The sequence below is a fragment of the Paenibacillus pinihumi DSM 23905 = JCM 16419 genome (genome assembly GCF_000422505.1).
GTDB lineage: Bacteria > Bacillota > Bacilli > Paenibacillales > Paenibacillaceae > Paenibacillus_D > Paenibacillus_D pinihumi.
In genome coordinates this window covers 288,276-311,755 of the sequence record NZ_KE383867.1, presented here as the reverse complement: position 1 = coordinate 311,755, position 23,480 = coordinate 288,276, and the positions used below count along the sequence as shown (strand labels likewise).

13 protein-coding genes are annotated in these 23,480 nt (G+C 49.5%); 4 read left to right on the top strand and 9 right to left on the bottom strand.

All coding sequences use genetic code 11. From position 1 onward, the window contains the following. Positions 1–21 precede the first annotated feature (21 nt). On the bottom strand, positions 22–1,443 hold the full coding sequence (locus H583_RS0127335; protein WP_051237104.1) for an RtcB family protein: 1,422 nt from the start codon (positions 1,441–1,443) through the stop codon (positions 22–24). Between the two features lie 530 nt (positions 1,444–1,973). Here H583_RS0127335 and H583_RS0127330 point away from each other — a divergent pair. After that, positions 1,974–2,573: a hypothetical protein gene (locus H583_RS0127330; protein ID WP_028563267.1), complete on the top strand. Its 600-nt coding sequence runs from the start codon at positions 1,974–1,976 to the stop codon at positions 2,571–2,573. Between the two features lie 167 nt (positions 2,574–2,740). After that, complete coding sequence (locus H583_RS0127325) at positions 2,741–5,887, top strand: hybrid sensor histidine kinase/response regulator (protein ID WP_342663559.1); 3,147 nt, start codon at positions 2,741–2,743, stop codon at positions 5,885–5,887. A gap of 169 nt (positions 5,888–6,056) precedes the next feature. Here H583_RS0127325 and H583_RS37735 read toward each other — a convergent pair whose 3' ends face one another. The 6 genes from H583_RS37735 to H583_RS0127300 form a co-directional block, all read right to left on the bottom strand. Further along, on the bottom strand, positions 6,057–8,744 hold the full coding sequence (locus tag H583_RS37735; RefSeq protein ID WP_051237102.1) for an S-layer homology domain-containing protein: 2,688 nt from the start codon (positions 8,742–8,744) through the stop codon (positions 6,057–6,059). 36 nt (positions 8,745–8,780) lie between these two features. Beyond that, positions 8,781–10,334 carry a carbohydrate-binding protein gene (locus H583_RS37730; protein ID WP_051237100.1) on the bottom strand — a complete coding sequence of 518 codons (1,554 nt, stop codon included), beginning with the start codon at positions 10,332–10,334 and terminating at the stop codon, positions 8,781–8,783. Positions 10,335–10,348: 14 nt separating this feature from the next. Then, positions 10,349–12,397 (bottom strand): alpha-galactosidase, encoded by a 2,049-nt coding sequence (locus H583_RS0127315; protein WP_028563265.1) that lies wholly within the window; start codon positions 12,395–12,397, stop codon positions 10,349–10,351. A 13-nt stretch (positions 12,398–12,410) separates the two neighbouring features. Beyond that, positions 12,411–14,012 (bottom strand): extracellular solute-binding protein, encoded by a 1,602-nt coding sequence (locus H583_RS0127310; RefSeq protein WP_245586010.1) that lies wholly within the window; start codon positions 14,010–14,012, stop codon positions 12,411–12,413. A 149-nt stretch (positions 14,013–14,161) separates the two neighbouring features. Continuing rightward, positions 14,162–15,052 (bottom strand): carbohydrate ABC transporter permease, encoded by an 891-nt coding sequence (locus tag H583_RS0127305; RefSeq protein WP_028563263.1) that lies wholly within the window; start codon positions 15,050–15,052, stop codon positions 14,162–14,164. Positions 15,053–15,079: 27 nt separating this feature from the next. Beyond that, complete coding sequence (locus H583_RS0127300; RefSeq protein WP_028563262.1) at positions 15,080–16,036, bottom strand: ABC transporter permease; 957 nt, start codon at positions 16,034–16,036, stop codon at positions 15,080–15,082. A gap of 384 nt (positions 16,037–16,420) precedes the next feature. Here H583_RS0127300 and H583_RS0127295 point away from each other — a divergent pair, with 384 nt between their 5' ends. After that, a complete protein-coding gene (locus H583_RS0127295; protein WP_028563261.1) occupies positions 16,421–17,992 on the top strand; it encodes a response regulator in 1,572 nt (523 codons plus the stop codon). Positions 17,993–18,010: 18 nt separating this feature from the next. Further along, positions 18,011–19,789, top strand: a complete 1,779-nt coding sequence (locus H583_RS34495; protein ID WP_051237098.1) for a cache domain-containing sensor histidine kinase — start codon at positions 18,011–18,013, stop codon at positions 19,787–19,789. Positions 19,790–19,863: 74 nt separating this feature from the next. On the opposite strand, the gene H583_RS0127285 is transcribed toward H583_RS34495, so the two are convergent. After that, complete coding sequence (locus H583_RS0127285; RefSeq protein ID WP_028563260.1) at positions 19,864–21,003, bottom strand: SGNH/GDSL hydrolase family protein; 1,140 nt, start codon at positions 21,001–21,003, stop codon at positions 19,864–19,866. 21 nt (positions 21,004–21,024) lie between these two features. Further along, a complete protein-coding gene (locus tag H583_RS0127280) occupies positions 21,025–23,409 on the bottom strand; it encodes a glycosyl hydrolase family 95 catalytic domain-containing protein (protein WP_028563259.1) in 2,385 nt (794 codons plus the stop codon). Positions 23,410–23,480: the final 71 nt, after the last annotated feature.

Here is a 23,480-nt window from a genome sequence, read left to right as displayed (position 1 = left end):
CTTCGTCCAAATATCCAAACTTTATTTTGCTCCCTTCACAGCGGCGAGCGGCTTGCATTTGGCGACGACATCCGCCAGTCCCGCTCCCGTTACACTTTCAATAATATCGTCCACGTTCTTGTAAGCCTGCGGCGATTCGTCAATGATCGATTCCAGCGAAAGCTGATTGACGACGATCTCATCATCGGTGCCGACCTTTAACGCCCCGGCGAACTCTTCCACCGTAACCAGCCTCTTCGTTGCTGACCGCGAGCGAATCCTTCCGGCTCCATGGCAGATGGAGTAATAGTTGGCTTCGCCTTCCGGCCGTCCAACCATCAGATAAGAGGCTGTTCCCATCGAGCCCGGAATAAGCGCCGGATGACCTGTAGCCATATAAGGCTTGGGATTGTCAGGGTGTCCTGCCGGCAGAGCCCGGGTTGCTCCCTTGCGGTGAACGAACACAGATCCTCTTTTGTCATGATGCTCTTCCCAGGCATAATTGTGCATCAGATCGTACAGCGTCCGCAGCTCGCAGCCGCTGCCCATTACCTCACGAAATGCTTCGCGAACCGCATAGGCAATCAGATGACGATTCACAACAGCATAATTGAGAGCCGAGTACATCAAATTCACGTACTGCATACCGTCCGGGTGATCCAGCGGCGCAAAGACCAGCTTGGGATCAGCCGTACCCAGCCCGAGCCTGCCCATTGTCTTCTTTATGGCAGTCGTACACAGCTGATTGACCGCCCCGCCCCATGCGCGCGAGCCGGAATGGATCATCACAGCAATCTGTCCGTCGACAAGTCCCCATGCTTCAGCGACAGCGCGCTGTTCTTCGGCAATTTCAATGGCCTGAATTTCGACAAAGTGGTTGCCGCCCCCAAGTGTACCAAGCTGGCGGTGCGCCCGGTGAATCGCCTGCTCCGGCATTGCATCCAGCACAGATTCATCAAATGCAAATTTCCCGGATTCCACATGTGTCAGCGAAGTCGATTTCTTCGGCGTATAGCTGTCCGGCACATATTTGCCCGGCAGTCCATGAAGCCCCTTCTTCACCACATGTTCTAGGCGAATATCCGAGAAATGTCCACGCTGGTGGGACTCCATCGGCAGCAGCTTCCCGATTGCCTTGACCAGTCTGCGGCGCAGCTTCACATCCTTCAGATCGCTGCTGTGCAGATTGGTCAGATGGACCCGCATCCCGCAGCCGATGTCACTGCCAACAATGGATGGCGATACATAGCCGTCCCCGTTGTTCCACACCGCTGTTGTGCCGATGCAGGTTCCGACGCCTACATGCACGTCCGGTGTATAGCTCATAAATTGAATACCCGGAATTTGCAGATTGTTATTGGCCATTTCAAATATTTTATAATCCAGCGTACTGAACAGCTCAGGCCCTGCATACACCTGAACATCTCCCGCAGGAAGTTTAACTTTATGAAGATAAGTAGACATATAATTTATAATTCCTTTCCTTGCTCTCGTTATGGCTTGCAAATCAGCCCCGCCATCTGCACAAGGTTAAACGGCTTAGCTGTCCTTGGCAGTCCGGGCGACGTTTCGAATCAGAAATATAAGAATCGCTGGCTGTCACGCGCTGCAATTTCTTATATCAACAAAAAATGCCACAGACTCATCGTCCATGGCATTCTCACGCAGATCATAGATTATCGATTCCCGTACCTTCCATACGCAAATACAAAGGCCCCGCCTTGCAGGCTTCGGCCTCAATCTATCATGTCGCCCGTGCGGGGCCGATGATTAAAACAGGTTCATATGCGGTTATATTCAGATAATTGTTCCATGCTGTCATGATAAATCGGCCCCCTCTCGTTATTGTTATCGTCTATATTAAAGGTGTGCTTCAAAAAAAGTCAAGCAATTTTTGGTAATTGGTTCTTGACGACTATAAAGCGGCTTTAAATTCATTCCCCTTTTTCCGATAATAAAAATAACGAATACCAATCAGAAAGGAGTCTGACACCATGAAAATTCAACCTGTATCCGCCGTAAGCCGGATTGCCCCGGCAAGCGGCAATTCAAGCCAATCATCCTTGCTGGACCGGCAGATAGCCGATTTGCAAAAGCAGATTTCAGACGTCAAGGAAAGCAAGCAGGATGCCCAGAGCAAAGCGAAAGCTATCCAGGATCTGGAGGGCAAAATCGCCGAGCTTCAAAAGCAGCGAAATCAGGAGCTGCTCAATGAGCGTAAAAAAGAGCTTGAAGAAACGCAGCAGAAAATGGCTGAAAAGCTGGAGCGAGAGGCGAGAGAGAAGCAGGAGCCGGATCAGGCATTATTCACCTTGCAGGCACAAAATATGATGAAGGCCGTTACGCAGCATTCTGACCTGCAGGCGGCGCAGCAGGTAAAGGCCGCCATGCCTGACCAGGAGACCCGGGACGCCTTCGCCCTTAAAACAGCGGCCAAAGCCTTCGGGCAGCAAAAGGAACTGTCCAAATCGGCAGTGGAGCAGGCCCGGCTGGCCCGGGAAGCAGAACAGGCGAGATTGGAACAAATACAAGAATCTGCTGACTCCGAAGATGACCCTGACAGTCGGACGGATTCCGTTGACTTTAGAATCTAGCCGCGTTTGATTTTGCCTAATCATCCAAACGGCTAACTCTCCAAACAATCGGCCTGTCTCCCCCATTTCCGCGATTGAAGCTGAAATCAGGGAAACGGGCTTGTTTTCATCAAATTCCTCATTTCAATGGCATAACACAAGGGATACGTTTAAAAATGCCGAATTAAATGAATATGATAAAATTCCCACTTAACCGGTACTTTAGCCTCAAACAGTTAATCTTCTTTATTCTATTTCTGTCTATTCTGCTTGGGCTGCGATGGCTGTGGTTCACAGCCAATGCCATCCCGGACCAGCCGTTGGCATCCCAAGGCATACTCGACCTGAGGAGTTGGGACTTTGAGAGCAACCGATCTGTCTATTTGAATGGGGAATGGGAGTTTTACCCGGAGCAATTTATCTCCCATCATGACACGCTGGCAAATCAAATTAAAGCCCCCTCCCATATTCAAGTGCCCGGGGACTGGAGCAGCGGCTTTTCAGAAATAAAGGACAGATCTTACGGATATGGCACCTATCGGCTCCGTATTCTGGTCGGAAAGGAAATTCATCAGCCTTATTACTTCTGGTTTCAACCCATTGAAGCTGCTTCCCAGGTCGAAATCAACGGCATTTCAGATCCAAGTTTTGGACTGCTTGCAGCACATGAGGCGGACTACGAGCCTAAGGCGGTATCCTACACGGCAAGCTACATTGCCGGAGACCACAGGGAAATTGAACTGCTTGTACGTGCAGCCAACTTCGATAACCCTGTCAGCGGAGGAATCACCCATTCGATCCGCTTTGGCATGCAATCGACAATTGATACAGAACGGATGTACTCCCTCGGATTCCAGCTAATCGCCTTTGTTATTCTGTTGCTTCATGGCTTATACGCCGGGATTTTGTTTTTCTTCAATCCGAAGCAAAACATATTTCTCATGTTCTTGCTGCTGTTGATTTGTGCCGGCATTTCCGTCGTATCCGATCATGATTCCATTCTGCTGTTGTGGCTGCCGATCAACTACACCTGGGCTTTTAAAATCAAATTGCTGTCCTATTTGTGGTTATCCTTTTTCATGATTTTACTGACCACAAGCTTCTCGGCATATGAAAAGCCAGGATGGGCCTTCAAGTCATACCGTATAGCATTGTGCGTCTATTCTTTCGTTGTATTGGTGACGCCAGTCGATTTTGTACTTTATACAGCCTTTGTCTATAACATCTTAATCCTGCTCTATCTGCCGCCAATAATCGGAGTCGTCTATCTCATTGCGAAAATGATCATCAAAAACCAACAGGATGCGGTCTATTTATTCGCTGCGGCCACCGGCATTTTTTCAAGTGTCGTGTGGGGGATCTTCGTGAACATCGGCGCTGTGGAGGGCACCTATTACCCTGTCGATATTTTAGCGTCGATTATCGGCTTTTCCGTTTACTGGTTCAAGCAGTACTTCCGGAATTCCAGGGAAAAAGCCAGGCTTAGTGAACAGCTTCAGCATGCAGATAAGCTAAAAGATGAATTTTTGGCCAATACGTCCCACGAACTGAGAACACCGCTGCACGGCATTATCAACATTGCCCAGACCATTGCCGTAAATGAGAAGCAGTCACTGAATGAAAAAAGCTTCAAGGATCTGGAACTGCTCATTACAATCAGCCGCCGCATGTCATTCCTGGTCAATGATTTGCTCGATGTGGTCAAGCTGCAGGATCAAAAGATCAGGCTTCAACAGGAACAGGTACGAGTTCAATCCGCTGCTTCCGGCGTAATGGACATGCTCGCGTTTATGACTGACGGGAAGCCGCTCACACTCCGAATGGATATTGGCCAGACCTTCCCTCCTGTTTTGGCCGATGAAAAGAGACTCGTTCAGATTTTGTTCAATCTGATTCATAATGCCGTCAAATTTACAGACGAAGGGACGATCGCCATTACCGCCGAAGTCCGGGGAAATGAGGCTGTTATCCGCGTATCCGATACAGGGGCTGGAATGGATGCCGATACAAGGGAGCGCGTATTTAACCGGTATGAACAGGGCTATCCGGGAATAAGCAATGGCGGGCTTGGACTTGGATTAAGCATTTGCAGACAGCTTGTAGAGCTGCATGGAGGAACAATAACTATGGATTCTTCGCCCGGTAACGGCTCCATCTTCTCATTCTCACTTCCTTTAGCTGATTTGAACGCCACACAGACTGTGGAGACTGCAGCTTCCCAGGAAGAAGTAATCGTGAAGGACACTTCCCGAAGAATCATACATCAAGATGCAGCAGCTTTGTCCGGCATATGGACAACTTTGCAGAATACCACATCCACTGCTTTGGGAGGGAAGCTGAATATACTGGCGGTTGATGATGACCCTGTCAATCTGAAGGTGCTGCTCAGCATTCTTCCTGCAGAGCACTACCATATCCATACAGCCATGTCTGGCGTTGAAGCTGTAGGGCTCCTTGCATCCCGGCAATGGGACCTGCTGATTTCCGATGTGATGATGCCCCATATGTCCGGTTACGAGCTGACTCGGATTGTCCGTGAACGCTTTACAATTTCCGAGCTGCCGGTACTGCTGCTGACCGCAAGGAACCAGCCAGAAGACATTTATACAGGGTTTCTGTCGGGAGCCAATGATTACGTTGCCAAGCCTGTCGATGCTCTGGAGCTGCGCTATCGGGTGTGGTCATTAACGGCATTAAAACAATCGGTAAGCGACAGCCTGCGTATGGAGGCTGCCTACCTGCAGGCGCAAATTCAGCCGCATTTCCTGTTCAATACACTCAATTCCATTATGGCGCTGAGCAATATCGATTCCGAAAAAATGCGCAGGCTTGGAGATGCGTTTACCTCATACCTGCGCATCAGCTTCGACTTTATGAATGCAAAGCAGCTCGTTCCGCTGTCCCATGAACTGGAGCTTGTACATGCCTATTTGTATATTGAAAAAGAAAGATTCGGAGAACGGCTGCATATTGAATGGGATATCGGCCCGGGTATTGAGCTTATGCTCCCGCCGCTGACCATACAACCGCTGGTCGAGAATGCCGTCCGGCATGGCCTCCTGAGCAAGTTCAGCGGGGGCAAACTGGTCATTCGCATCACTGACCGGGGCGGAGATACACTATTCGAGATTATAGACAACGGTGCAGGTATGGAGGAACAAATGGCAGAGCAACTGTTGAACCCTTCGCGCCAAGGCCAGGGCGGCATCGGACTGCTCAATACAAACCGCCGTTTGATACAGCTTTACGGCAAAGGGCTGCTCATTATCAGCAAGTCCGGGGCGGGCACGACGGTATCATTCACGATTCCAAGACAAGAATCTTCTTCAATTTAACGGCTTATAGAGCTAACGCAAATAACCGTCCAGAGGGATATTACAAGAAAGTATACCAGGCAAAGAGCCTTCACCTCCGCTGTATGGGAGATGAAGGCTCTTTGATGATCGGTTCTGTTTGGGCTTTCAGATGACTATGAAAATTTGCGGTTGTACATTGGCTAAGGTCTTAATCTGCCAGCTTCACTGCTTGCAGGAAGCGGTCCAGGATCGCAGCTGCCTCAGCACGGCTGGCCTGATCGCCAGGACGAAGGTTCAGACTGCTGTCATGCTTGAACAATCCTGCTGCCACTCCATCTTGCACAGCCTGGATCGCCCAACTGCTGATCTCCCCGGCATCTTTGAATTGCAGCTGCTGGTTGTGATTCGCGGAAGTGTCGATCCGATCTGTCAGAGCGATCGCACGCGAGAACATTACGGCCAGTTCTTCACGGCTCACCGGCTGCTCCGGACGGAACAGTCCGTTGGCATACCCTTGTACCAGACCAGCGGCAACAGCCGCGTTCAAATCATTTTGCAGCGCCGCTCCTTGTACATCTTTAAAGGATGCTGTCCCCTGGTATTCAGACAAGCCCAGGCCGCGAACTAGCAGGTGAACAATTTGTCCGCGTGTTACCGGAGCTTCTGGTGTGAATGCATCCGCCTTTGTGCCTTGCACAAGCGCTTTGGAAGCAAGCTTCTCTATGATAGCCTGCGCCCAGTGGCCCTGCAGGTCAGCAAAGGATTTGTCCCCTTGCACAAGCGCATAGTCGCCACTGCCCAGTTGATGAACAACTGCGAAATAGCTGCCGTCCGGCTGGAGGGCAAAAGTTGCAGGAACTGGCGTCCACACACCCGATGCAGCAAGCTTTAATACGGCTGTTTGAGCAGGGTCCAGTTTGCCCGCAGCAAACGTCTGATCTGCAAAGACCGGGCTGGCAGGCTTCCACTCTGACGTTTTTCCTTCTTGATCAATCAGAGAAACTTCAAAAGAAACGCCTGCAAGTGCTGTAAATCCGCTTTCTGCAAGCGCCGGCTTTACTTCTCCGGCCTTCTTGCCCAGCGTTACTTTAACTTGCTTGATATTATCCAGCTGGATTGCATCAAGCGGCAGATTGTAGCTGCCAAGGCTGCTGACAACAATCAATTGAGCTTTTTTGCTTCCCCTTGCTGCCGCTTCTTTCACGATGCGGGTATCCAGCTCGAACGTAATTTGGCTTGCGCTTTTATCCACAGGAACATGAACAATAAAGCTGTCCGTTCCCTCTTTCGCTGCCTTCAGCTCTGCCAGTGCTTTGTCCACATCCAGTGCTGCAAGCAGGTGGCCATTGGCAATTTCCTTCGGCTTCAGTGTGCTGGTCAATTCCAGCTTGGTGCCTGCAGCCGGTGTAATTCCCGTTGGGAGGGAAGGCTTGCTTCCCTGTCCCTCCGGTTGTCCTCCTGTGCCTCCAGCAGATGAAGGGCCGCTCGGATAATAATTGTTGTTAGGTACAATTTTATATAGAGCGGATTCATAAGCTTTCAGAGACACCTTAAGTTGACTTTGCATATCAACAAAACTCAGCGTCTTCTCTTCCCCCGTCCAGAGGTTGGTAACAGTATACTTGTCTGCAACCGGAATACCGGCACGGGTATAGCTCAATGTACGCTCTGCAGGAGCATTCGCATAGTTGAACAATGCCGCGTAATAAGCACCTTTATCTTCAAGAAGGAACATATCAGCTGCACTCTGGCCTGTGTTGCCTTCGAGCGGACGGAATGCTTTCCCGATCTTCGCAACATTATTGACAGCCGGGTTGGTCATCAGTTTTTCCATCAGCTCTTGTGCTTTTGTGTTTCTGACATCGTCAGAGCCCAAATAAAGTGTACCTGAGATGGCAAGTGCAGTCACGCGGGATTGCGCCGCTTCAAATGTCTCGCCCTTCAACAGGGTCATGTAGTCCGGATCTGTGTAGTGATAGATCGTACCATCCTGCCACCAGCCGTAGGTCAGATTATTCAATTGATATTCGGTCTTGCCGATCGTACCGTCAACATCGCAGGAAATCCGTCTGCTGTGCGCATACTGGCTTGGGAACGTCGGCGCAATCGAAGCACTGACAAACATTTTGCCATCGAGCACTTCGTTGACGTAGGCCATGCCCTCATTGTAAGCCTGAATTCCTGTATGAGCATCCTTGTTGTAATGAACACCTTCAAAAGCGCCATGGGTCAGGAAGTCCAGTTTGATAAATTCAAAACCATGGGACATGAAACGGTTCATATAGTAGTCAATCCGCAGTTTTGTTCCCGGGTGGGTAGGGTCCACTGCATATGCACCGTCAACTGTAGGCAATACATTGCCTTCATGGTCACGAAGTACGATATCCCCATAGGTGTATTTACCATCGGAGCCTTCGACTTCCTGCTCCATGTTGTCGCCCCAATAAACGAATGGAGCATAGTAAATGCCTGCACGCTGGCCATTCTTTTTAATGTGCTTAACCAGGTTGCCGAGCTGCTCATCGTTCATATTATCCCAGTAGGAATCGAGGTTAATATAAACATCACCATTGTTGATAAAATTGTTGTTTTGCAGCTTTTCCTTGTAATAGTCAGAAGTTTGAATCGCAATATCATAGCTCAATTTATGCTCATGCGCGCCCCAGCTGTTCCAGCCGAATGGAACACCAGTAGGAATGCCTTCACCAAACGCCAGTGGCGGCGCAATCTCAGCATTGGCACGGCCATAGGCTTCCATACCATTGCGATAATCGGAATAGTAGCCGACCATCACTTTCGGAGATTTGACGATTGTACCCGTTACCTTGCCATGCTCAAGTTTGTCATGAGTCGAAGATTCTGAAGAGAAGCCGCCATATACATTCAGCTTATTCAAACGGTTGTTGTTGCCGCTCCAGTAGATGCCTGTCTTCTACGTATCATGGGTAACCGATCCAATAACCAATCCTTTGCGGCTCGTATTGTCAAAAATGGCTGTAAGCTCCGAGCTGATGTAATGATCGTTATTCAGGAAAGTATTCATCGACTTGGACTGGTATCTGGACCACATGTCGTTATCGAACGGTGCCACCAGCACCCGGTTGTCATCATAGCTGCCAATGTCAATTGCACCCGTTCTGTCTACGATAATAGGTGCCAGATAGTTCGTACTGATAGGCGTATCATTCTCAATGATCGTCTCCGTCAGGAAATGGTCTGCATTCTCATATAAATAATACTTTTGCTTCATGGTTGGAAGACCTTCCTTGGTGTTCACAACCGTCATTTCAATTCCTTTGCCAATGCCGTCCCGGAAAGATACCGGAGGCTGAGCATCGAGCTGGTGCGTCGTGTAATCGGTGTTTTTCACCAGGCTGTCCACTTGAACACCGCTTGTGACACCTTTGGCTATAACCTTGCCGCCCCACGTATACTGCGCAAAGCCGGTTGCCGTGTTATATTGCACCTTGTATTTTCCAGTTGAAGCAACGATACCTTGCGTGTACTTGGCTATGGTCACACCGCCATATTGGGACTCGCTAATCAGGGTACCGATATCCCCGTCTTCCCCGTCACCCGGTCCAGGATTGGAGCCGCCTTCATAGGAAATCTTGATCTTGTCAATATCCGGGGAATAACCGCCTGCGTCGCTGATCAAAATTGTGTTGCTGCCTTGATTCAGATGAATGTCAATCGTATACTGACCGACCACATCCCAGCTCTCTGTCTTGGGAGGGTTAAAGTTCTCCAATTCCCCTCCGTTAACGCTTACAGAAAAAGGCCGCTGATCGCCGGATATGTAATACACCGTCATTTTGTAGATGCCGCTTGTACCAGCCTGCACATTATTGAATTTCACGGAAGAGCCCTCGTAGAGGTCTCCTACCTTCTTGCCCCCTGAGCAAGCTGTACAATTAGAAACTTTCGCGTTGCCTGAAAGTTCATTCGCTTCAGCTTCAGCCTCGTAGTTGGCAGAGGAAGAATCTCCGCCTGCAAATGCCAAATCAATTTTGTCGATGTCCGGGGAGTAGCCGCCGCCGTCGCTGATCAGAATTGTGTTAGCGCCTTCATTTAACAGAATTTCAAGTGTATATTGGCCGACAGTATCCCAATTCTCCATCTTCGGAGGATTATATGTTTCCAGTTCTCCGCCGTTAGCGCTTACAGAAAAAGGCCTTGGATCACCTGAAAGATAAGATACGGTCATCTTGTATACACCGCTTTCAGGAACAACCACATCATTAAATTGCAGAGAAGCGCCCTGATACAGGCCCCCTACTTTTTTTCCGCCGGAGCAGGCCTCACAATTGCTAGCGCTTGCATTTCCAGTCAATGTATTAATCGTTGCCTCCGCCTCAAAAGACAAGGCAGCTGTCTCTGCCGCCGCCGCATTCCCCGTTGTAAAAAACGGGGTAACGGGCAGCAGCAGTACAGCCAGCAAGGAGGCGATGACCATTTTGAAAGTTTTCATTTTCAATGCGTTCATCTTCATCCTACCTCTCAGTTCTTAATTTCAATTCTGAACAGCTTTGACTGGGCGGGTTCCAAATCCACGCTCAGATTGCCTTGTCCTTCCTTATCCGTCTGTTCCCACAGATCGAAGATCCGATATTTTGCTCCAGCATCCAGTCCAAGCCGCTGCAAATCAATATTGCGGACAGCAGGCTGTGCGGCATTATAGTTGAAGACAGCTACATAGACCTTATGCTGGTCCTCATGCAAGGCAAAGACATTTGTCGAGCCTTCCTGGACCGGGCTTTCTACCGGGACAAAGGTTTTGCCAAGACGCGCAACCTCAAGGACAGACTCATTCGACAGCCATTCTCTGGCACGCGATGCAGCCTCCTCCACCCGATAGTCATCCCCAAGCAAAAATACCGTTCCGGAAATGACCGAGGCATTCAGGCGACTTCTGCCTTCTTCCCTCGTTGTTGCTTCATGGTTATAGCTTTTGTACAGCACGCAGTGGTCCGGATCATTAAACCGGTACACAGAATCGTTCAGCCACCAGCCATGACTCAGCGAATTGAGCATGTATTCCGTATCATGCAGTGTACCAAACGCATCACAGGAGACACGGCGGCTATGTGCAAACTGATGCGGGAATATCGGAGCGATGGACAGATTAATGAAGAATGGACGCCCAACACGCTCAGGTGACAACCGTTCTTCCAAGTAAGACAATCCGAAATGGTAGGCAGCCATGCCCGTCGTAATCGCGGAATCATAGTGCTTTCCTTCCAAAGCGCCATGACCCATGAAATCCATCTTGATATAATCAAATCCCTCGGCTATGAATCGATCCGTGTACCAGTCGATCCGCTGCAAGGTGCCGGGATGTGTCGGGTCAATCGCCAGACCGCCGTCCAAATCAGGCAGCACTTCACCTTCCAAATCCCGAAGCAGCAGGTCTTTATACGTGTAACGCCCTTCTGTCCCCTCTACCTCACGGTCAAACTCTGCTGGTCCTCCCCAAAAGGCAAATGGAGTCCAATAGGTCCCCGCCTTATGGCCGTTGCTATGGACAAGCTCGACCGCATCCTTGATTTGCTGCTTCGAAAGGTTGGTCCAGAAGGAGTCAAAATTGACATAGACCTTGTCTTCATTGCGGAACAAAGGTACGTCCGTTTTAAAGAAATTGCTTGTTGCCGTATAAAGGTCGTAATCCAGCTGGTCTGCCGCAGCAGACCAGCTGTTCCAACCAAACGGGACGCCTTCCTTCCATTCCAGCGCAGGCGCAACGACTGCGTTCGCTCGTCCGAATGCCTCCAGCCCGTCGCGATAATCCGTGTCGAAGCCAAGCCACACGAGCGGCGATACAATCTTGCTGCCGGTAACGTAGCCATGCGGCAGGGAATCACGGGTCAATTCGGAAGCTGCTCCTCCGAACACCTCCAGATTTTCAATCTGGCCGGAAGCGTTCCCCTTTACCCGGATGCCTGTCTTCCACAGCTCATGTGTCAGAGAACCAACAACGATTCCCTGACGGCTCTCCCGGCGGTAGATAGCAGACGCTTCATAGCTCTCCGTCTCGCATGGCAGGGTGTACGCCGCATAGCGTACCCACTTGTCGTTATCGAACGGCACACGCAGGACCGTCAGGTCATCATCCCCTGAACTTTCGGCAGGTGTAATGACAGAAGACGACTGAATGACGGCAAACCGGTTGATCTTCAACTGCTCGGAGCTGGAGAGCTCCGCCCGGATCAGGACGAAGCTTCCTTCCTCATACAGGAAACAGTGCTGTAAAAGTGATGGCAGGGTGGCATCTTCCATTTCATGCAGAATCGTGACATGAAGGCCCTTGCCAAAGCCATCCTCTACCTGGGCAGGCGTTCCGGTCAATGTATGCTTCTGATAGTTACGGGTGCCGACCATGCGTCCCTGCCATCTGAACTGAACCGATGCATCGCGAACCTCGGTGCCATTTGCTCCTGTATAGGTTGTAGTTCCTTGCTGAAGATCGAACTGGACAGATGCACTTCCATTATCCAGACGGAGAAGAGAAGACGATTGCTCAACGTCAATTCTGATATTGCCTTCTGTCATTTACCTTACCTCCTTATTCTTTGGCAGACCAAAGCTTCATGCGCTCTTCATATTTCTTGTTGATAATTTCTTCAACTTTGCTGTCGCCAGCTTTTTTCATGTCTTCCAGCATTTTATCAAAGATTGCGTTAGCTTCTTTTTCGCTTGGTGCGATAATCACTTTAGTCACGCTTTGATCCATAATATCTTTTACTTTCTGTGCAATCAGAGCCTCTGGCGTACCGCCGTCAGGGTTCAGGTTGTCGTATGGAGCCGTATCCCATGTGGAATCTCCAAGACTTGCAATTGCATGCTTATCAACTTCATTACGCTCATATTTAACCGTCATATCATATGGCTGGCCTTCGGTATCCAGACCGTTCTTGATGAACCACAGCCATTTGCGCACGCCAGACTTCTTCACAGCATCGTCCCAGTTGTCCTTAAAACTTTGCAGCAGTTCTTCGTTCGGAACTTTTTTGCCGTCTACACGGTTCCAGTCTTTGCCTTCCAGACCCCACAGCAGCAAGTGCTGGCCTTCTTCGCTTGCAAGGAAGTTGAACAGCTTCATTGTAGCTTCAGGATGCTTGTTGTTCTTGGTAATACCGATTGCATCCCATCCAAGGGAACTTCTCGGTCCGAACGTTGTTTGTGCAGGATCAACGCCTGGTGCAATCACTTTATAAGCAAACAACTGGTTTTCCTCGCCGCCGTCTTTCTTCAGAGCGGTATTACCGTTACCCGGATCCCAGAAAGCGCCTGCAGTGGAGAAGACATGTCCTCCAGCCAACTTTTGCTCCCATGTTTGCTTTTTGCTGATCGCGAATTCTTTCTCAATCAGACCTTGTCTGTACAGGTTGTTCATGTACAGCACCATTTCACGGTACTTCGGATCTTTCACGTCATATTCCAGCTTGCCATTGTTTTCGTAATAAGTTTTCATTCCCCAAATCCCTTTGAACGCACCCAGGTTTGCACCCATGTTCTCTCCGTTCATTGTCAAAGGAATGGACTCTTTGCCATCAATTTGCTTATGCTTGCTCTTGAAATCTTTCAACAGAGCTTCGAATTCTTCTGTTGTCAGCGGTTGGCTTCCATCCGCTTTGTCCGGAGCCAGCTCTTGCACCAGATTACGTCTCATCAGCATACCGAATACCGGGTCGCTGTCGAGCGAGTACCAATTGGCAAGGTAGTAGTTTTTACCGTCTGTATAGCGGGTTTTGATCAGTGTATCGCCATACATTTCTTTGATATCAGATCCATGCTGATCGATGAGTTCATTCAGCGGAATGAATGCGCCAGTGGAAATGTATTTATCCATTGAGGCATCCCCTCTGCTCATCACTACGACATCCGGATAATCGCCACTTGCAAGCATCAGGCTCAGCTTCTCCGTCGGGTTACCGGTCGGCTGTTGAATTTCCACTTTTACGCCGGTACGTTTTGTAATCTCTTGAGCGACGGCATCGGTGAACGGCTCGCCCTTCGTATTCGAATCAAACCAGGAAAGCGTAATCGGTCCGTCTGTATCTGAACCTGTTTTTGTGTCGCCTTTATTGGAAGCGCATCCAACAAGTAAGCTGGAAACCAATGCAACAACAAGGCTAATTTTCATCCATTTGTTTTTAGTAGACACCCTGATTCCTCCTAAGTAAATCCATGATAGTATTCCTGCAAAACTGCGAAGCAAACGCCCGACGCTCACCTCCCTTCATGGCTGCCGAGATCCCCGGCAGCCATGTTGTTTACCCTATTTACTTTTAATCGTGCAAAACTTATACGATATTAACTCTTAACAGCACCAAGTGTCATCCCTTTGACAAAATACTTCTGCAGGAACGGATATACAATGACAATCGGCAAGGTCGCAACCATCGTCGCCGCCATCCGGATAGTATCGCTGGACACCGCGGTACGCTTGGCGGAATCAGCCAGCATCTGTGCCGAGGATACCATACCGCCTGTCTGGAACTGGTTCAAAATTTTAACAAGCACAGCCTGCAAGGTTTTCAGGTCATTGCTATACGTGAAAGCGTAAGAGTCAAACCAGGAATTCCAGTGTCCGATCGCCTGGAACAATCCGATTGTCGCAAGTACAGGTGTAGTCAACGGGAGAATGATGCGGAAGAAAATCGTCAGATCATTCGCTCCGTCTACTTTAGCAGACTCTTCTACTTCTATCGGAAGCCCCTCCATAAAGGTCCGTACAATAATCATATAGAACACGTTCATCAGGCCTGGCAGAATGAAAACGGAGAACGTATCGATCATGTTCAGCGCTTTAAGCACCATATAGTATGGGATCAGTCCGCCACCGAAGTACATCGTAAAGATAAAGTATAAGTTAAATCCTTTGCGTCCGACCAGATGCCTGCGGCTCAGCGGGTACGCCAGCATCGTAATAACCATTACAGACAACGGTGTACCAACGATAGTACGCTTAATCGTTACCCAAATTCCGTTCAAAATCTCGGTGTCATTCAAAATTTGCTGATAGCTGCTAAAGGTAATATCCCTTGGCCAGAAGTACACGCCGCCACGTACGGTGTCGCCAGCACTATTCAAGGATAGAACTAGAATGTTCCAGAATGGCAGGAACGTTGTAAGCAGAACCACGACCAAAAAGAGATAGACAAAAAACTTAAATATATAATCCCCGTATTTTTCCAAAACCATCTCAAGCGCTCCTCTCCAATTTTTGTCTTAAAACAACGCTTGATCGTTCATTTTCTTGGCAATCTGGTTGACGATAATGACAAGAATAAATGCGACCACCGATTTGAACATCCCTACAGCCGCCCCGTAGGAGAACATGCTGTTCTGCAATCCGTATTTATAAGCATAAATATCGATAACTTCCGAGTATTCAAGAACCGTATTATTTTGCAGCAAATATTGCTGATCGAATCCCGCGTTCAGAATGCCCCCGATAGCCAGAATCGCCAGAATCACGATTGTTGGACGCAAGGATGGCAGCGTAATATGAAACATTTGGCGGAAGCGGCTCGCTCCATCCACTCTCGCTGCTTCATACAACTCAGGGTTGATGGCAGAAATGGCGGCCAGATACATGATCGCACTAAAGCCCATTTCCTTCCACATATTCGATAATGCGATAATCCACCAGAACAAAGGCCCGTTTTGCAGGAAGGCAATCGGTTCCTTGATGATGCCCAGCGTTACCAGAATGCTGTTAATCATCCCTTCGGAGGAAAGCATAGTAACAATAATATTGGCTGCAATAACCCAGGAAATAAAGTGAGGCAGGTATGAAACCGTTTGTGTAAAGCGTTTAAAGAATCCTTGTTTCGCTTCGTTCAGCACCAGGGCCAGCAAAATTGGCGCCGGAAATCCGAAGAACAGGGACAACAGGCTTGTTGCCAGCGTGTTGCGCATAACCCTGTAAAAATCACCAGTCGTAAAGAAATACTCAAACCATCTCAGGCCGACGAACTCTGAACCGAAAAATTGCTCTAAGAACGTTCCGCCCCCGGGCTGATAGTTAATAAACGCCATATACAGACCAAACATCGGACCGTAGGAAAAAAACAATGTCGCAAGTAAGGCAGGCAGCATAAGCAAAAATAACCATTTTTGATCTTTCAGCCGTTGGATTAAACCAGTGCCCCTGACTGTTTTGATAGCGTTTCCTTGATACATCAGGCACTCCTCCTGTTTTGATAATGAAATAGATGCATTAGCTGCAACCTTGTTTTAATGCTCATCAATCATCTTACGCTCCAGAAGGTTTTGTTTCTATAATAAAATCCACCGAATGATACCGCTTTTTAACTATATTTCTGGACATCTATTGTTGGATTTCGATATATTATTTACTATGATACATAGGTAAACATGAATGAATTACTAGGGATAATAAGGGAATATTATTATAAGCGTAAACAGCTTTTCCATCCTTTAACAGACAAAAGCTCCGTTTCGCGCAGAAATTTAACCCGTTGATAAAAGTGAAACTTATACTATCTTATATTTTAAAAACTTATATTTTTAAAAAAAGCGGATTTTTGCAGGAGGCGATAAGCCATGTACGACATACTGCTCGTGGATGATGAGAAAATCGAACTTGAGGCGCTAGAGCACTATGTACCATGGGAGACGATGGGACTCCGGGTAGCAGGAACAGCCCGCAACGGCAAGGAAGCACTGGAGCAGATGAAGTTGCTTGAGCCGCAAATCATCATAACCGACGTCCGCATGCCGGTAATGGACGGTCTGGAATTTGCCCGCCGGGCCAAGCAATTGAACGCCAATGTAAAAATTATATTTTTAAGCGGTCATAATGAATTTCAATATATTAAATCCGCACTGAATCTGGAAGCGTCCGGTTATTTGCTCAAACCGGTGGATGTAAGTGAACTCGGCGAAACTATGGAAAAGATGAAAAGCAGACTCGATTCTGAAGCTCTGCTTGCCCATTCCGCCGCTTCCATGTCTGAAGGACTGCTGTTCAAACTGCTGCATGAACCTTCGCTCCAGCTCAGGCACGGACTTGCAGCCGAACTGCGGCTTATTCAGCCTTCTCTGCAGGCCGAGGGTCTGCTTGCCGTCTCCTATTTGATGTTTGGGCCGTCTGAAAAGAATGAGGAAGCGGTAAGCAATCCCCGTATGCTGCTGCCGGGTGAGGAGGCCATACCCGGTACACATGATATTTGGGTCAAGCTTCCTCCACATGCCTGGTTTATCGTGCACCAGATTCCGATTGGGCAGGCCTATGCCGCCAGGCTGCTGCTGCGAACGTATTGGGAGAACTGGCAGAATAGAAGTATTGCGGCCGGAACAACAACTGCTGTCGTTGGTATCTCCGCCCTTGGAAGCGGTTCCTTGAAATTGGAGGAGCTGCACAACCGTTATACAGAAGCCAAAGCTGCAGCGGAGGAGCGGTTCTTTGCAGGGACGGGAGCGGTAATTCTATATGAGGAAATCCCTCCTGCAACAGCCGCTGTACCTGCCGTCGATCCGCTCATTAAGGAATTGAGCACCTCCATCGCCAGAGGAATGCCGCAACCTGCAGAGAAACAAATCGGACAATTTGCAGAACAGCTCCGCCTGGAACGTTCGCAGCCCCGGCAAATCCGCTCTTCTGCGGTTCATATTTTATCTGCGCTGGAGCAGCATTTCTCGTCCATGATTGCCCATTCGCAGCCCGAGCTGCTTATGATCGATCATTGGAAGAGTGTTGCGGAGCTGACAACACTGGCGGAAATCGAGGTGTATTTGGCTCAATACTGTATCCGGCTATGCTCCCTTATTGCTGAGAAGGAGACAGACCGGAATGCAGTAGTTGTACAAAAAATAACGGAGTTTATTCAGGAGCATTATTCGCAATCGCTGACCGTGGAGAAGATAGCCCAGCATGTCTACCTCTCCCCCAATTATGTCCGTTCGCTGTTCAAGGAACATACCGGAGAGACGATTCTCAATTATATAACCCAGCTTCGGATGCAGACGGCGTCCCAGCTGTTGAAGCAGCCTGAGCTTAAGATTCATGAGATTGCGATGGCTGTCGGGTATGAGAATACATCATATTTCTGCTCTGTATTTCACAAGCATGCGGGATGTACCCCTTCGGAATACCGAAACTCCATGCGATATTAAAAGGAGGCTCCCGCCACCGTGCGTTATTTGTATCATAAATGGATTTACTTGCCCTTTGTAAACTTAAGCTTCCGCTCCAAGATGTTTGTCGTGTTCGTTCTGGTGACGATCATCCCGATGCTGCTGTTCGTCTACTTTTCATTCGAGCTGACAAAGTCCAAGCTGACGGAGCAAATTTATATTAATATGGTAACCTCAACAGCACAAATCAATAAAAACCTGGAGAACAAGCTGGACAGCTATGAGCGGATTTCCGCCTCCATCTACCTGGATAACCGTCTGTCCGGCTATTTAACCAGCGAATACGACGACACCCCTTCCTATTTGGAGGCTTACAGATTCATCGGCAACAGCATCGACACGATCAAAACGGCCTACATGGATTTTGATGAGGTTTTTATTTATTCGGATAATGCATCGTTGCCCAAAGATAATTATTACGTTCATCCGGTAACAGATGCCACCAGGAAATCCGAATTGTTTCACCTGCTCAGCGAATCTCACGGCAACCTTGTTCATATGTCCACTCCACAGACCGGGAACAGCCCCGCAATGTTTACGATTGCCAGGCTTTTGAATAACAACCAGATTCAATACCCCTATGGCATTCTGGTGTTCCGGATTCCCGAATCAGCCATCTACTCTCTGATGGAAAAGGAGACGGATGACAAGGATATATTCATCGTGAACGAGGACGGCATTATTTTGTCGGCAGCGGATAAGCAAATGCTCAATACAAGTCTGCCCAAGCTGCTTGACCTCGGAGAGAACGGACTTCCGGCCGGCAGATTTGATGCGGTATACAAGGGAGAGAAGGCTATTGCCGTCTCCAATACAGTCAAAAACGGCTGGAAGACTGTATCGGTTTTCCCGTATGAACGGATCATCCATGAAGCACGTTCATTCTCCAACCTGATTTTGGTGATCTCGCTCGCCTTTATTGTGGTCGCCCTGCTGCTCATCTATATTACCGCACTGCTGTTCAGCAAGCGGATTACGATCTTGATTAAGATGGTGCGTCGTGTTGAGCGGGGAGATTTTACTCCGGCGGGCCACCGGAATCTGGGGAATGATGAGATTGGCCAGCTTCATTTTGCCTTCGATCAGATGACCGTGCGTCTGAAAAATCTCATTACAGAGGTGTATCAGAAGGAAATATCGGGCAAGGAGGCCGAGCTGGAGCTGCTGCAGGCCCAGATTAATCCGCATTTTCTGTATAATACGCTAGGCTCTATCTCATCGCTTGCAATGAAGCATAATGACCCGCGCATTCAGAATATGGTGGTCAATCTGGCGAAGTTCTACCGGATTTCACTGAATAAAGGCAAGAGCATCCTTCCGATTCATGAGGAGCTCAAGCTCACCCAGAGCTACATTGCCATTCAGACAACCCGATTTGAAGGTCAGCTGAACGTCACATATTCTGTAGACGAAGCAATCCTGCCACACTCTACAGTGAAGCTTACCTTGCAGCCATTTGTCGAAAATTCCGTCGTTCATGCTCTGTGGGATCAGGACAACCGGTTAAACATTCATATTAAAGGCATTTTGGAAGCAGATGATATTGTGCTGTCGGTCATTGATGACGGAGTGGGCATGAGCCAGGAGACAGTCGAATCCCTGCTCCAGGAGCGCCCTGGACGAGGCTATGGCATTATGAATGTCGACCGCAGAATCAAATTGAAATTCGGTGAAGATTACGGAGTGAACGTGTTCAGCCGGCCCGGCATTGGAACCACGGTGCAAATTCGCCTGCCGCAGAAGGGTGTCATTGAGGCACCCGACAACGGGATATAGCAAGCAGCAGCTTGAGAACGATTAGCCGTTCGCAAGCTGCTGCTTTTTTTCGTGACGATGTGAACTATTATGGGCTACTCTTCAATAACCAGAAGTTTCAGAAGCCGAAGCTCATTGCCGATACTGCGCTCATCCTTGCTTGCCGTATTGCGGATCGACAGCCGGATAGACTGTGCCTCTTCATACAGCTCCAGCTGAGAGATAATCGGCCGATAAGCACCGAGACACCATTCATCGAACATGTTGACCTGCTTATACGCCGACCCGTTAACAGAGTACTCGAATATGCCCGACTTTGGCCCCCACATCGCCAATACGCCGATTCCTTTGACTTGCAGTCCGATTGTCAGTTCTGCCCCAGGCTGGTCGGTGAACAGATGGGTGGAGTCGTAGCGCCAGTTCATGATCGGCTCCTGTGACAAATCTCGCAGCGAGAACCCATCAGGCGTTGCCAGTCCGGCAATATCCTGCATCGCCGCATATGCCAGATTATTCGCCTCCAGCGGAGCGGTTGCCGCAGCTTGAATCAGGTGGACATCTGTAACTGCCTCTTCGCTGAGTACAGTGCCAAGAAATGTAGTGAGTCTGTCTGCATAGACAGCATACCCCGCATCATTCGGATGGGTGCGGTCAGGGGCAAGCTCCTCCCATGTTGTTTCTCCCTCACGAATCATCCCGCGGACATGAGCCGCAAAGTTGACTGACGGGAGATTGTAATGGGCGGCAACTTCCTCATGAACAGCAATGTTGAACGGCAACCCCTCTCCCAGATTGTCATCGTCTGCCGTATACAGGAAACAGATGTCAGCCTGCGGATTCAGACGATTACACTGTCTGACGATGCCTTCCACCCCGCGAATGGATTCTTCACGGTCTGCGCCGTCATTAACGCTGAACTCCACGAAGAGCAGATCAATACTGCTGATGCCGGACATCACATGCTCCTGGAAACGATGGGCGCCGAATGTTGAAGTCGTCCCTCCAACGCCTGCATTGATGCAGGTGACATTGTCTGAGCCAAAAACATTCTGCAAGTATTGCCCGGTCAGAGCCCGGTAGCAGCCTGTATCCGGGTCCTTGGCACCGTAGCCCTCCGTGATGGAGCCGCCCAGGAATCCGACTATAATCGGTTCATTCCTTTGCCGCCTTGCTTGAAGATTCGGAAGCCCGCGCCGTACTTGCACTTCGCGGCCATATTCAGTCTGTGCATTCATCTTGCTCTAACCCCCGAAAGTTTAATGTGATGATGCCGAGGCAGGCTCGAGGCGAAGCGTCTCTCCTTGAACGGTATCAATTGTGAGAATGCTGCCCGACAAGGACAGTGATCCCTGCTCCCTGATGCAGGTCACGACATCCCCCCAAGGATTATATACGCTAAGCGGTTCCCCGGCTTCGCTCTGCACCTCTACCCAGCTAACCGTTCCTTCTCCTGCAGAGGCGCTGATCAAGAAGCCCCCAACAGCCCGCAGTGTGGAAAACTCTGCGCGCTGATGAAGCGGCCAGTTCGGGAACAGCCGGATAATGCCATTATAACTCTGCATCAGACATTCGTTAATAACCGCGGGCAGCGCAAAATTTTCAAACCAGATGCCCATTGGAGCCATATAATCAAACGCTGTCGCGTCTGAATACCGTCCGCCAGCCTCCAGAAGCTTGTCGGTGCAGGTTCCGTTTGGCAGCATGCAGTAGGCAATCTGGCGTTTGAAACGCTCCAGATCAAGCCGGCCAAGCCGGGCTCCCGCCATGTGATAGAAGACCAGCTCGTTGCCGCCTTCATTGCGATGGTTCAAATACGAATTGAGGGCAATCTCGTAATCCTCCGGTGATGAGTGAAGCCCGTACTCCTCGCCAGGAAAAACAGGAGTTATACTGTTTGGTACATTGTATACGGCCTCCGGGTCCTCTCCGTGAACAGATACAAAAACTTCTCCACGCTGGGATATGGCCGTTGGATATTCCGGGAAACGCTCCAGAATATCCCTGACCTCTTGCAGCAGTTCCTGCTCCGCTTCCGTCCTTTTCAGCACCGCGCACGCCTTGCCAAATGCATGGAACAAAAATTTGGTCAGGGTCAAATCGACGAGACAATCCTTGTTTTTCTTAAATCCAGGGGTCAACTCGTACAGCTCAGGCACAACAGTCGGATAAATGTGGTAACGGTCATCTCCCCATGCTTCCCCGTGCGCATCCGGGCGCTTCATATAATCGACCATGAACAGAACCGCATCCTTTATGGGGCAAAATGCCCGTTCCGCCAGAAAATCCTCATCCATCGTGTACATATAATGCCACCATAAGCTTTGTACAGTCCACGGTGTCTCGCAAATCTCCCAGCCCCAGTGCGGGACCGGATACGGCATCATGTTCATTTCGACCGGATAGGCCGAGTGGGGGAAATAAGCTCCGCGCAGACCGTAATATTCATTTGCCCACTTTCTGCTGACCGGAAGCACGTGATCGACCATATCCACATAGGGCAGATGCTTGTCGGCATGATTGCTGGAGAAGGCGAGCCAAAAAGGCTGTTGGGTATTATAATTCATGTGATAGTCCCCATGCCATTCCGATCCAATTCTGCCGTAACTCCAGTTGGCGAACAATCCCGGACATGTTACACCCGGCTTCACCGCACATTGGAAGAAATACAGGTTCCGGTACCATACCTGCTCCAGTTCCTCATCTTCCAACGATACCCCGGAGCGGGACCAAAACGCATCCCATACGCTGTCCGATGCCGCCATTGCTTCCGTAAAAGCTTTATAATCAGGTTCCGGGAGCAGTGGCGGCGTCTTGGACACCTCTGTATCCAGCCCTTCTTCAAGCATGATACAGGCTGTAAACGAAGTGTTCCCCCGAATCAGTCCCGCCTCCAACTCCTCCGTCCCTTTCTGTTCAAAAGCTTGCGACAACCTTGCAGACAGCCGGAAAGCCCGGTTCTTGGCCCTTTCCGCCTCACCCGCATCTTCCTTCACGGAGAAAGGAAGAATCTGACGGTACGAAAGCTGGCTGGCCGAAAAGTCGACCGCAGCGCTCAGTTCAGGCAATTCCTGCGGCGTATTCGGATCAGGCAGCAGCCGGACCCGGTTAAACAGTGATGCTGGTCCTGTACCATCTGCATTCTTAATAGTCAGCCACAAGCGGTCGTCATTCTGGTCTGCAAAGATTTGCAAAGTCGCCTCTCCGTCACCGAATTTGAAATGGACTTCGCATAAACCGTTGTCCATATGCAGCGAGTGGCCCAGCACCTCGGCCTCACGGCGGTCAAAGCCCAGCACCAACGTACCACACGGCATCGGGCGCGGATAAGGATGGCTGTAGTTCTCAGCCGTCATTTGAACATATTCCCGGTACCAGTCATCCTCGTCCAATGAAGCAAAATCCACAGGTATGTCCTTCATTCTGGTAAAGAGGCTTTCGAAATCGCCGATTTGATCCTGATGATTCTCTTCAATCCGGATATCCCACACATTGTTATGTCCAAAATGAATGGCTACCGCATCCGGACGGGTCGTGACAACAACGCCGAGCCCGCCGTTGCCCAGCAGCGCACCCTCGAAGAATGTAGCAGCAGGGCGGTCATAGTGAAGGGTGTGCTTGCCAGCCAATATATGTGAATTCAATGTGGTTTCCTCCCAGGTTTGATGATGCTTGATTGTATGTGATTCAGAACTGGTCCGGCAAGGGACTAACG

Coding starts and splice junctions, on each gene's coding strand:
- H583_RS0127325 (WP_342663559.1), top strand. CDS start 2,741: ATGAATATGATAAAATTCCCACTTAACCGGTACTTTAGCCTCAAACAG.
- H583_RS0127285 (WP_028563260.1), bottom strand. CDS start 21,003: ATGAATGCACAGACTGAATATGGCCGCGAAGTGCAAGTACGGCGCGGG.
- H583_RS0127300 (WP_028563262.1), bottom strand. CDS start 16,036: ATGTATCAAGGAAACGCTATCAAAACAGTCAGGGGCACTGGTTTAATC.
- H583_RS0127330 (WP_028563267.1), top strand. CDS start 1,974: ATGAAAATTCAACCTGTATCCGCCGTAAGCCGGATTGCCCCGGCAAGC.
- H583_RS0127305 (WP_028563263.1), bottom strand. CDS start 15,052: ATGGTTTTGGAAAAATACGGGGATTATATATTTAAGTTTTTTGTCTAT.
- H583_RS0127295 (WP_028563261.1), top strand. CDS start 16,421: ATGTACGACATACTGCTCGTGGATGATGAGAAAATCGAACTTGAGGCG.
- H583_RS0127315 (WP_028563265.1), bottom strand. CDS start 12,397: ATGACAGAAGGCAATATCAGAATTGACGTTGAGCAATCGTCTTCTCTT.
- H583_RS37730 (WP_051237100.1), bottom strand. CDS start 10,334: ATGAACGCATTGAAAATGAAAACTTTCAAAATGGTCATCGCCTCCTTG.
- H583_RS0127335 (WP_051237104.1), bottom strand. CDS start 1,443: ATGTCTACTTATCTTCATAAAGTTAAACTTCCTGCGGGAGATGTTCAG.